Annotated in this window: 11 protein-coding genes and 2 tRNA genes; 12 read left to right on the top strand and 1 reads right to left on the bottom strand. The window is 59.7% G+C overall.

Annotated features, from left to right (window positions below; all coding sequences use genetic code 11):
• The first annotated feature begins 60 nt into the window (after positions 1-60).
• The 8 genes from VE092_RS00305 to VE092_RS00270 all read left to right on the top strand — a co-directional run bounded on the left by VE092_RS00305 (position 61) and on the right by VE092_RS00270 (position 5,305).
• Positions 61-137 (top strand) — tRNA-Arg (locus tag VE092_RS00305).
• 195 nt (positions 138-332) lie between these two features.
• A tRNA-Arg gene (locus VE092_RS00300) sits at positions 333-409 on the top strand.
• A 333-nt stretch (positions 410-742) separates the two neighbouring features.
• Positions 743-1,057: a BON domain-containing protein gene (locus VE092_RS00295; protein WP_004123998.1), complete on the top strand. Its 315-nt coding sequence runs from the start codon at positions 743-745 to the stop codon at positions 1,055-1,057.
• Between the two features lie 127 nt (positions 1,058-1,184).
• On the top strand, positions 1,185-1,751 hold the full coding sequence (gene yqaB / locus VE092_RS00290; protein ID WP_004123996.1) for a fructose-1-phosphate/6-phosphogluconate phosphatase: 567 nt from the start codon (positions 1,185-1,187) through the stop codon (positions 1,749-1,751).
• A complete protein-coding gene (locus VE092_RS00285) occupies positions 1,748-2,176 on the top strand; it encodes a YqaA family protein (protein ID WP_004123993.1) in 429 nt (142 codons plus the stop codon). Before yqaB ends, VE092_RS00285 begins: the two co-directional genes overlap by 4 nt.
• A 9-nt stretch (positions 2,177-2,185) precedes the next feature.
• Positions 2,186-3,799, top strand: coding sequence for a glutamate--cysteine ligase (gene gshA / locus VE092_RS00280; RefSeq protein WP_324872660.1), 1,614 nt, complete (start codon positions 2,186-2,188; stop codon positions 3,797-3,799).
• Positions 3,800-3,964: 165 nt separating this feature from the next.
• Complete coding sequence (gene luxS / locus VE092_RS00275; RefSeq protein ID WP_004104795.1) at positions 3,965-4,480, top strand: S-ribosylhomocysteine lyase; 516 nt, start codon at positions 3,965-3,967, stop codon at positions 4,478-4,480.
• Positions 4,481-4,537: 57 nt separating this feature from the next.
• Positions 4,538-5,305 (top strand): AraC family transcriptional regulator, encoded by a 768-nt coding sequence (locus VE092_RS00270; protein ID WP_142469453.1) that lies wholly within the window; start codon positions 4,538-4,540, stop codon positions 5,303-5,305.
• Here VE092_RS00270 and leuA read toward each other — a convergent pair.
• Complete coding sequence (gene leuA / locus VE092_RS00265) at positions 5,284-6,963, bottom strand: 2-isopropylmalate synthase (protein WP_324872652.1); 1,680 nt, start codon at positions 6,961-6,963, stop codon at positions 5,284-5,286. The two genes, VE092_RS00270 and leuA, sit on opposite strands and share 22 nt — an antisense overlap.
• Before the next feature lie 713 nt (positions 6,964-7,676).
• Here leuA and VE092_RS00260 point away from each other — a divergent pair.
• From VE092_RS00260 to VE092_RS00245, 4 genes are read left to right on the top strand one after another with little or no spacing between them, the layout of a single operon-like run.
• Entirely contained in the window at positions 7,677-8,318 is a 642-nt protein-coding gene (locus VE092_RS00260) for a paraquat-inducible protein A (RefSeq protein WP_006464353.1), read from the top strand.
• Positions 8,315-9,010: a paraquat-inducible protein A gene (locus tag VE092_RS00255; RefSeq protein WP_324872649.1), complete on the top strand. Its 696-nt coding sequence runs from the start codon at positions 8,315-8,317 to the stop codon at positions 9,008-9,010. The genes VE092_RS00260 and VE092_RS00255 overlap by 4 nt, the downstream gene beginning before the upstream one ends.
• Positions 9,007-10,635, top strand: coding sequence for an intermembrane transport protein PqiB (locus tag VE092_RS00250; protein WP_324872647.1), 1,629 nt, complete (start codon positions 9,007-9,009; stop codon positions 10,633-10,635). The genes VE092_RS00255 and VE092_RS00250 overlap by 4 nt, the downstream gene beginning before the upstream one ends.
• Positions 10,635-11,264: a PqiC family protein gene (locus VE092_RS00245; protein ID WP_324872645.1), complete on the top strand. Its 630-nt coding sequence runs from the start codon at positions 10,635-10,637 to the stop codon at positions 11,262-11,264. Before VE092_RS00250 ends, VE092_RS00245 begins: the two co-directional genes overlap by 1 nt.
• Positions 11,265-11,371 lie beyond the last annotated feature (107 nt).

The raw sequence follows: 11,371 nt of genomic DNA, 5'->3' as shown, positions 1-11,371 counted from the left end.
AAGGGAGTATGCGGTCAAAAGCTGCATCCGGGGTTCGAATCCCCGCCTCACCGCCATTTTGCATCCGTAGCTCAGCTGGATAGAGTACTCGGCTACGAACCGAGCGGTCGGAGGTTCGAATCCTCCCGGATGCACCATATTCTCCATACCTTCAGCAACGAAGGTGTGGATGAGGTGGCGGTATTAGCCGCAAGCACCAGAGAGGATAACGTTGCTTTAGCAACGGCGCCGAAGGGCGAGCCGCAAGGCGAGTCATCCTCCCGGATGCACCATCTTACTTGATACGGCTTTAGCAGCGGTATCAAAATCTGCAGTAAAGTAAGTTTCCCGATGCATCCGTAGCTCAGCTGGATAGAGTACTCGGCTACGAACCGAGCGGTCGGAGGTTCGAATCCTCCCGGATGCACCATATTCTCCGAGATAGCAGCCACGCTGTTGTTTCACGGTCTGCGAGATAATCGCCAGCACCAGGGAGGATAACGTTGCTTCAGCAACGGCCCGAAGGGCGAACCGAGTGAGTCATCCTCCCGGATGCACCATCTTCTCCGAGATATCAGCCACGCTGTTGTTTCATGGTCTGCGAGATAAGCTCCAGCCACTCTCTTTGTCTCAAAACCTCTTAAGCGCAATAATTCACCTCCCCCTTCAGCACTTTTTTCATTGGCAACTCCCTATTTCCACTATAATTTATTCCTGTTAACCGACCTGATACTGGGTGGGATAAGTGCAAGGAGAGAAATCCATGAAATGGTTCAAGGCAATATCTGCGTTTTGCGCGACGCTTCTGGTCGCCGTATCGCTGGCGGGCTGCGCAGGTTCGTCCACAAAGGAAAGTACCGGAGGGTATATTGACGATACCGTCGTGACCACCAAAGTCAAAACCGCGCTCTTCAATGACAAAGAGATTAAGTCTTCGGAAATTAGCGTCCAGACTTTTAAAGGTCGTGTACAGCTCAGCGGCTTTGTCTCATCCGCCGATAGCGCTAAACGAGCGGTAGAAGTGACGCGAAAAGTGCAGGGCGTTCGTATGGTTGAGAACGATTTAAGAATCAAATAAACGCACCACACTGCATCTGTATCAACAAGGGCGCCATCGAGCGCCCTTGTTGTATCTACCGCTGGCAGCGACAAAGCAGACCTTTTGCGTTACAGTAACTCCTCCTTAACAGGTTGGTGAGAAGACGATGTACGAACGTTACGCAGGACTGATTTTTGATATGGATGGCACGATCCTCGATACCGAGCCTACGCATCGTAAGGCATGGAACGAGGTTCTGGGACGTTACGGTATGCGTTTTGATATGCAGGCTATGGTCGCGCTTAACGGTTCTCCAACCTGGCGGATCGCTCAGGCCATTATCGAATTAAATCAGGCTGATTTAGATCCTCACTCTCTGGCGCAGGAAAAAACGGACGCCGTGAAAGCGATGCTGCTTGATAGCGTCCGCCCTTTACCGCTGATTGAGGTGGTCAAAGAGTGGCACGGTCGTCGTCCGATGTCGGTCGGTACCGGCAGCGAGAGCGCCGTTGCTGAAGCGCTGCTGGCCCATCTGGGCCTGCGCCACTACTTCTCGGCGGTGGTTGCCGCCGATCATGTCGCCAACCATAAACCCGCGCCTGATACTTTCTTACTCTGCGCTGAACGCATGGGCGTTGCGGCGGAGAAATGCGTGGTCTTTGAAGATGCGGACTTCGGTCTGCAGGCGGCAAAGCGCGCCGGAATGGATGCCGTGGACGTGCGATTGCTGTGAGCGACTCGCTGTCGCTGATATCGCTGTTTGCCAGCAGCTTTTTGAGCGCCACGCTGCTTCCCGGCAATTCGGAAGTGGTGTTAATTGCTATGCTGCTGGCGGGGGTGAGTCAGCCGTGGTTACTGGTTTTAATAGCAATAATCGGTAATAGCCTTGGAGGGGTAACTAACGTTATTCTGGGGCGCCTGTTTCCGCTGCGCAAAACATCGCGCTGGCAAGAGAAGGCGTCCGGCTGGCTGAGGCGCTACGGCGCGGCCGCGCTATTATTAAGCTGGGCGCCTGTTATAGGCGATTTGCTGTGTTTACTGGCGGGATGGATGCGCATTTCCTGGGGACCAGTGCTCTTTTTTTTATGCCTTGGCAAAGCAATACGCTATATCGTCGTTGCGGCGATAACGCTTCAGGGCATGACGTGGTGGCACTAATTGGACTGATTGTTCAACCATTACAATTATGCTAATTCAAACGATTTCGACAGGCGGGAGGTCAAATTGATCCCGGACGTATCACAGGCGCTGGCCTGGCTGGAAAAAAATCCGCAGGCGCTGCAGGGTATTCAACGTGGTCTTGAACGCGAAACGCTGCGCGTCAACGCTGACGGCACGCTGGCCACTACCGGTCATCCGCAGGCACTGGGTTCAGCGCTGACTCATAAGTGGATTACCACCGATTTTGCCGAAGCTTTGCTGGAATTTATTACGCCGGTTGATGGCGATATCCAGCATATGCTCACCTTTATGCGCGATGTTCATCGCTATACCGCACGTCATATTGGCGACGAGCGCATGTGGCCGCTGAGCATGCCTTGCTATATCGCGCCCGGCCAGGATATTGAACTGGCGCAGTACGGCACCTCTAATATCGGTCGCCTGAAAACGCTGTATCGTGAAGGGCTGAAAAATCGCTATGGCGCGCTGATGCAAACCATCTCCGGCGTGCACTATAACTTCTCGCTGCCGATGGCTTTCTGGCAGGCTAAGTGCGGCGTTGAGGATGCGGAAAGCGGTAAAGAAGCGATTTCAGCGGGCTATTTCCGCTCCATTCGCAACTACTACCGTTTTGGTTGGGTGATTCCGTACCTGTTTGGCGCTTCCCCGGCGATCTGCTCGTCGTTCCTGCAGGGCAAACCGACGTCGCTGCCGTTTGAGAAAGCCGGCAACGGCATGTACTACCTGCCGTATGCGACCTCGTTGCGTCTGAGCGATCTGGGCTATACCAATAAATCGCAAAGTAATCTCGGAATTACGTTTAACGATCTCTACGAGTATGTGGCAGGATTGAAGCGGGCGATTAAAACGCCTTCCGAAGAGTATGAAAATATCGGGCTGGAGAAAGACGGTAAGCGTCTGCAAATCAACAGCAACGTGCTGCAGATTGAAAACGAGCTGTACGCGCCGATTCGCCCGAAACGCGTGACCCGCAGCGGCGAAACGCCTTCCGACGCGCTGCTGCGCGGCGGTATTGAGTACATTGAGGTTCGCTCCCTGGATATCAACCCGTTCTCGCCGATTGGCGTTGACGAGCAGCAGGTGCGTTTCCTCGATCTGTTTATGGTCTGGTGCGTGCTGGCTGATGCGCCGGAGATGAGCAGCGACGAGCTGCTGTGCACGCGCACCAACTGGAATCGGGTGATTCTGGAAGGCCGTAAGCCGGGTCTGACGCTGGGGATTGGCTGCGAAACCGCGCAGTTCCCGCTGGCCCAGGTCGGCAAAGATCTGTTCCGCGATTTACGCCGTGTGGCGCAGACCCTGGATAGCATCCACGGATGCCAGGCCTATCAGCAGGCCTGCGATGAGCTGGTCGCCTGCTTCGACAACCCGGAATTAACCTTCTCGGCGCGCATTCTGCGTTCTATGCTTGAAGAGGGGATTGGCGGCACCGGCAGAGAGCTGGCCGATCGCTATCGGACGATGCTACGCGAAGAGTCGCTGGAAATTTTAAGCGAGGCGGATTTTGTTGCCGAGCGTGAGGCATCGCTACAGCGACAGAAGAAGGTGGAAGCGGCGGATAGCGAGCCGTTTGAAGCGCTGCTGGCAAGGCACGCGTAGCTTTACGCGCCGTAAAAAAGAAAACGGCCACATCACTGTGGCCAAACTTTCATCTCTGATTCAGGGATGATGATGATAATAAATGCGCGTCTTTCATATACTCAGACTCGCTGCCTCAAAAAGAGTTCATTTTATTTTTAAAAAAATCACTATCGGAGGTGAAGAATGCCGTTGTTAGATAGTTTCACAGTCGACCATACCCGAATGGAAGCGCCTGCGGTGCGTGTCGCGAAGAAAATGAACACGCCTCACGGCGATGAAATCACCGTTTTCGATCTGCGATTCTGCGTGCCAAACCAGGAAGTGATGCCGGAAAGAGGCATTCATACCCTTGAGCACCTGTTTGCCGGCTTCATGCGCGATCACCTGAACGGTAATGGTGTGGAAATTATCGACATCTCTCCGATGGGCTGCCGCACCGGGTTCTATATGAGCCTGATCGGTACGCCGGACGAGCAGCGCGTCGCGGATGCCTGGAAAGCGGCGATGGCCGACGTGCTGAAGGTGAAAGATCAGAACCAGATCCCGGAGCTGAACGTTTACCAGTGCGGAACCTACACCATGCACTCGCTGGAAGAAGCTCAGGAAATCGCTCGCCATATCATCGAGCGCGATGTCCGCGTCAACAGCAACGATGAGCTGGCGCTGCCGAAAGAAAAACTGCAAGAACTGCACATCTAGTGCTTCTGCTACGGCCCGGCGAACTCCGTCGGGCCGCTATTCCCTGACGCCGCGGCGATGTCGACGACCTTAACCTTCAATTTTCAACACCGTTCGCTGGTGCCTTTTGCCCATGATTACGCCCATGGCGATAGCGAACCCTGGCATCAGCACGATTGCGCCCAGCTGCTGCATATTCTTAGCGGCGTGGTGCGGGTAGAAACCGAGCATGGCTACTGGGTTGTGCCGCCGGGGCGAGGCGTCTGGCTGCCCGCCGGTACCCCACATACCCTACGGGTTACCGGCGCTGCCGCTGCGCGAACCCTGTTTATCGATCCTCTCGCGCGTGCCGATCTTCCCTCTGCCTGCCAGATAGTGCAGGTGACTCCGCTGCTGCGTGAACTGATTGTCGCGTCGCTGACGCTGGCGGAATCCTACGCGCCGGGCAGCCGCGATGAACGCATCTACGAACTGATCCTTGATGAAATTCGCGGTATGGCGGTGCTGCCGTTTGGCCTGCCGGAGCCGCAAAGCGAAGCCCTGCGCCGTTTATGCCAGAAGGTAAGAGAAGCGCCCGGCGACTCGTGGAGCAGCGCCGAGGCGGCGAAAGAGAGCAACATGAGCGAGCGCACGCTGAATCGTCATTTTCAGCAGCAGACCACGCTCACCTGGAGCGAATGGGTGCGCCGGGCGAAGCTGATGGAAGCGCTGGTTCGCCTGGCGCAGGGGCAGTCGGTACTGCGGGTGGCGCTGGATCTCGGCTACGGTAGCCACAGCGCTTTTAGCGCCATGTTTCGCCGGGTAACAGGCGTTGCCCCCAGCGACTACTTCCGTTCACCGGAATAATGACCTGCGCTCATCGCATTACACAGCGCCTGCAGCGAGGCGCGCGCCACGTCGTTATCAATTCCCACCCCCCAGCGGCTGTCGCCATTCGGGAAGACGCAGCGAATATAGGCTACTGAACGGCTGTCGCTACGTTCGCCGAGGGTATGCTCGTGATAATCCTTAATCACGAAGTTTTGTTTTAACAGGCCGCTCAGCCCGCTGGCGGCGGCGGACAGCAGGCCGTTGCCGCGGCTCTGCAGACGTCGCGTTTCGCCGGCGATACGCAGGGAGGCCTGCAGAGAAAGCTGACCGTCCTGCTGGCTATCACTTTGGTAATCCAGCAGCGCCAGCGGCGGCTGGGGGAGCAGCCCATAGCGGGCGCGAAACAGCTGCCACAGCGCGTTGTGGGTCATCTCTTTACCATGTGTATCGGTTTCGCGCTGGACGTGCAGGCTAAAATCCTGCTGCAGCGCGCGCGGCAGCTTCAGACCATGATTCTGCTCAATCAGCCACGCGCTGCCGCTTTTGCCGGACTGGCTGTTAACGCGGATCACCGCCTCGTAGCTACAGCCGATATCCTGCGGGTCGATGGGCAGGTAGGGCATTTCCCAGCGATCGCCGGGCCGGCGGGCATCGAACCCTTTTTTGATCGCATCCTGATGCGAGCCGGAAAAGGCGGTATAGGCCAGGCTTCCCGCCCATGGGTGGCGCGGATGAACCGGGATCTGGTTGCAGCTTTCGACGATCTCGACCACCCGCTTCATCTCAGTGAACCTGAGTCGGGGATCGACGCCCTGGCTGTAGAGATTCATCGCCAGTGTCACCAGACAGACGTTACCGGTGCGCTCGCCGTTGCCGAACAGGCAGCCTTCGACGCGGTCGGCGCCGGCCATCACGGCCAGTTCTGCCGAGGCCACGGCGGTGCCGCGATCATTGTGCGGGTGCACCGAGATGATGGCGCTATCGCGATGCTTCAGGTTGCGGCACATCCACTCGATCTGGTCGGCATAGACGTTGGGGGTGGCGCACTCGACGGTGGAGGGCAGGTTCAGGATGATCTTGCGGGTCGGGCTGGCACCCCAGGTTTCGCAGACGGCGTCGCAGATGTCCTTGGAGAAGTCCAGTTCGGTGGTGCTGAAGGATTCCGGCGAATACTCGAAGCGCCACTCGGTGCCGGGACGCGCATCGGTCAGTTCCTTGACCAGCCTGGTGCCGGTGACGGCGATGTTCTTGATCTCGTCGCGCGACATGTTGAAGACGATCTTGCGGAAGGCCGGTGCCACCGAGTTGTACAGGTGGACGATGGCCTTCTTGGCGCCTTCCAGCGATTCGACGGTGCGGCGGATCAGTTCTTCACGCGACTGGGTCAGCACGATGATGGTGACGTCGTCGGGGATGCGGTTTTCGACGATGAGCTTGCGCACGAAATCGAAGTCGGTCTGCGAGGCCGAGGGGAAGCCGACTTCGATTTCCTTCAGGCCGGTCTTCAACAGCAGTTCGAAGAAGCGCAGCTTGCGCTCGGCGTTCATCGGTTCGATCAGGGCCTGGTTGCCATCGCGCAGGTCGGTGCTCATCCAGATCGGCGGGGTGTCGATCACCTTGCTGGGCCAGGTGCGATCCGGCAGGTCGATGGCGGGGAAGGGACGGTATTTGGCGGCGGGGTTGTTCAACATCATGATGGACCTCTAAGTCTGAAGAATGCGTGGAATGCGGAAATGCTTCAATGCGTCAGATGTGGCGGAGCGGGTTGCCTGGCTGCCACGGGCGCGTGGCCAGACAACCCGTCATAGAGCCAGAGGCGGCATCTCCTGCCGCGCGCAGCCCGTATGGCATGCTGGCCGGCGCGGAGTGTGGATGGTCCTGGTGTTCGAATGCATGATCGCTTCGCCTGATGCGGCTGCGACGTCGGCTTGCTACAGCTTGCGCGTCACTGCCTGGTTTTACTGCCGGTATTGCTGGATTTGATTGGGTTTGCCGGATCGCGTGACATCAGCGGAAACGGCAGGAACTGCGGATTTTAGCGCGAGGCTAGTAGTAGCGACACCGGTAGCAACGCTAGCGGGGCGCTGGCGCTGTTGTGGCGTAGGGAGAAGTTTGCTGCGGAAGTCATTCGAGCAATGTAGAAGATTGGCTGTCGGCTTGTCAAGCTCTATCTGCCTGGAAGGCGGAAAAGTCAGGTAAATCAGTGTCTGTCCCAAATAATTTTGTTGCTACAATCGAGCAATAAATAACCGACTGGTCATTTATTTTTCGCCAGCCGGAAGCAAACTGTCGCCGGGATGGAACGCCGCTGAGGGATTGCGCTCCAACCCAAGCCCTGCAATGGCCGCCTCGACGCCTTGCAGACACCATAACAACAGCACCCGCCCGGCGGGATCCTTCCTCATCCATGCAGAAACGTCCGGACCTGATCGTTTGCGAAGAATGCGACGCCGTCTACCAGCGCATGCCGCTCGGGGAGCGCGAGATCGCCCGTTGCCTGCGCTGCGGCGCCGAGCTTGAGCGCGATACCGGCAAGCGCCTGCAGCACCTGCTGCCTCTGACGGTGGGCGCGCTGATCCTGTTCGTGATCGCCAATGTCTTCCCCATCGTGACCATAGAACTGCAGGGATTGTCCAGCCAGACCACCCTGATCGGCGCGGTGGTCGCGCTCACCCGTGATGGCATGTCGGAAGTGGCGCTGCTGGTGCTGGCCACGACCCTGCTGTTCCCGCTGATTCAGCTGGGTGTGCTGCTTTACCTGTTGCTGCCGGCGGCGCGTGCGACCCGGCCGCCCGGTTTCGTGCTGCTGCTGCGGCTGATGCAGGCAGCGCGGCCGTGGGGCATGATCGAAGTCTTCATGCTGGGCATCCTGGTGGCGCTGATCAAGCTGTCCAACATGGCCGAGGTGATTCCCGGTCCGGCGCTGTGGTCCTTCGGCGGCCTGACGGTGCTGCTGACGGTGGTGGTGTCGTTCAATCCGCGCTATCTGTGGCATCTGTGGGAGCAGCAGCAGGCCGAACAGTTCGGTGACCAGGGAGCAGGCGCATGAGCCGCGCCCATGAACCGGCCAGCGCCACCCTGACCGAAGATGAAGACCTGCAGGTGGCGGACGCCGCCTCGCAGGGCGTCATCGGCTGCCACCACTGCGGCACGGTGTGGGAGGGCGCGACCGAGCACGAGCCCTGCGGCGTATGCCACGCGCCGCTGCACGTGCGCAAGATCGACAGTCTCACCCGCACCTGGGCGCTGCTGATCGCGGCCTGCATCATGTACATCCCGGCCAACATGATGCCGGTGATGGTCACCAGTACCCTGCTCGATGAACAGCGCGACACCATCCTCTCCGGCGTCATCTATTTCTGGACCTCGGGCGAATGGGGACTGGCGCTGGTGGTCTTCGTGGCCAGTTTCCTGGTGCCGCTGTTCAAGCTGGTGGCGCTGGGCATCCTGGTCATCTCGGCGCGCCGCCGCAGCCGCTGGCAGCGCCTGCAACGGGCCAAGCTGTATCGCCTGGTCGAAGCCATCGGACGCTGGTCCATGCTGGACGTGTTCGTGGTCTCGGTACTGACCGGGCTGGTCAAGATCCACGGTTTCGCCAATGTCCATGCCGGCATCGGCATCGCCGCCTTCGGTGCGGTGGTGGTGCTGACCATGCTGGCCTCGCTCTCCTTCGATCCACGCCTGATCTGGGACGATGCCACCCCGATTTCAACTGTCAACAAGAAACAGGAAACCGCATGACTCCACCTGACTCCCACCAGGACAAACCGGCGCTGCTGCAGCCCCGCCGCGCGCGCCAGCGCAACTGGCTGCCCTCGCTGGTCTGGCTTATTCCCATCATCGCGGCCATCGTCGGACTGACGCTGGTGGCCAAGATCCTGATCGAACGCGGGCCGGTGGTCACGGTCAGTTTCCGTTCGGCCGAGGGGCTGGAGGCCGGCAAGACCAAGGTCAAGTACAAGGACGTGGAGATCGGCCAGGTGCAGACCCTGAAGCTGTCCACCGATCGCTCGCACGTGCTGGTGGGCATCCAGCTCAACCAGGAGGCGTCCGGCTTCAACGCCGAGGATACGCGTTTCTGGGTGGTGCGCCCGCGCATTGCCGCCTCCGGTATCTCGGGTCTGGGCACCCTGCTGTCGGGGGCCTATATCGGGGCCGACGCCGGGGTGTCGGAAGAGACCAAGAAGGAATTCGTCGGCCTGGAGCAGCCACCGATCGTGACGCGGGATGCCTCGGGTCGCCAGTTCGTCCTGCATACCGACGATCTGGGCTCGCTCGATATCGGTTCGCCGATTTTTTATCGTCGCATCAAGGTCGGCCAGGTGGTGGCCTACGACCTCGATTCGGATGGACGGGGCGTGACCCTGCGCATTTTCGTCAATGCGCCCTACGACAAGTTCGTCACCCAGGGGTCACGCTTCTGGCATGCCAGTGGCTTTGACATGGAACTCAACGCCAGCGGCTTCAAGCTGCATACCCAGGCGCTCTCGACGGTGGTACTGGGCGGTATCGCCTTCCGCGATCGCGATGAAGAGCGCGTGAGCGCGCCGGCCAAGGAGGGGACGGAATATCCGCTGGTGGAAGATGAAAGCACCGCGATGAAGGAGCCGGACGGCGTGCCGCAGACGGCCCTGATGTATTTCGATCAGTCCCTGCGCGGCCTGCAGCCGGGCGCCACGGTGGACTTCCGGGGCGTGGTGCTGGGCGAGGTAAAGAGCATCGGCGTGGAATACGACCGCCAGCGCCGCGAGTTCCGCATGCCGGTGCTGGTGCAGATCTATCCGGACCGCCTGGGCCGTCGCTTCCATGAAGAGACCGGCGAGGAGCGCCGTTCCAATGCACAACTGCTGCGCCTGCTGGTCAAGCGCGGCCTGCGCGCCCAGTTGCGCAACGGCAACCTCCTGACCGGCCAGCTGTACGTGGCGATCGATTTCTTCCCCAAGGCCAAGCCGGCACAGATCGATCCGGACAAGGTGCCGCTGGAACTGCCGACCATCCCGGGCAGCCTGGACGAGCTGCAGCAACAGCTTTCCGAGATTGCCGGCAAGCTGTCCAAGGTACCCTTCGATGACATCGGCCGTGATCTGCAGACGACCTTGAAGACGCTCAACAAGACCCTGTCCACGGCCGAGCAGACCGCTGCCCGCATCAACAACGACATCGCACCTGAGATGCAGGCCGCCATGAAGGACGCCCGCAAGACCCTCAATGCCGCCGAGCGCACTTTGTCCGACGACGCGCCCCTGCAGCAGGACATCCGCCAGACCATGCAGGAACTGTCCAAGGCGGCGGCCTCGATCCGGGTCTTGACCGATTACCTGCAACAGCATCCGGAATCGCTGATCCGGGGCAAACAGGAGCCATGATGCACGACAAGAACCGCCTCTCTCCCAAGACCCTGGCCGCCGTCGCGCTGGCGGCCTCTATGCTGGCCGCCTGCGCTAGCTCACCGCCGACCAGGTTCTATACGCTGGCCAGCCCGGCCGCCGCCGTCACGGGCACTGCCAGCCTGGGGCCGCAGACCTTCATCGAGCTGATGCCGGTGGCGGTACCCGACCGCCTGGCCCGTCCGCAACTGGTGGTGCGCAGCGACGCCACCCGACTGGAGGTGCTTGAGCAGGACCGCTGGTCCTCGCCCTTCAACAATGAGTTGCGCGATGCCCTGGCCGCCGGTGTGGCCGCGCGCCTGGGTGCCATCGACGTCTCGCGGGGCGGCCGCCCGGCCGACCAGGCCAGCTATCGGATCAATGTCGAACTACGTGACTTCGATGCCGCCCGCGGTGGACGCGTCCAGGCCGTGTTCGGCTGGACCATCACCCGCTCCGACGACCGTCGCAGCGGCGCTTGTCGCCTGACTGTTGTGGAACCGGTCAGCGGTGGCGCCAATGCCGACGTGGTCGCCGCCACCCAGAAGGCCGTCGCGCAGGCAGCGCAGGCGATTGCCGATGGCGTGCGCGCTTTGCAGGCGGGGCAGGGTGGACAGTGTTCGAGTTAGGGCCTGTTCACACTAAATCTCGCAGATTTAGTGTGAACAGGTCCTAGCATCTCTGGCAATGGCCGGGATAGCTCATCCCGCTGCGGTGCTTGTGTAAAATCAGGGTC

This window comes from Herbaspirillum sp. (assembly GCF_035644555.1).
In the GTDB taxonomy this organism is placed as follows: Bacteria; Pseudomonadota; Gammaproteobacteria; order Burkholderiales; family Burkholderiaceae_D; genus Herbaspirillum.
The sequence above is the reverse complement of the archived record's forward strand: the minus strand, read 5'-3'. Positions and strand labels throughout refer to the sequence as shown.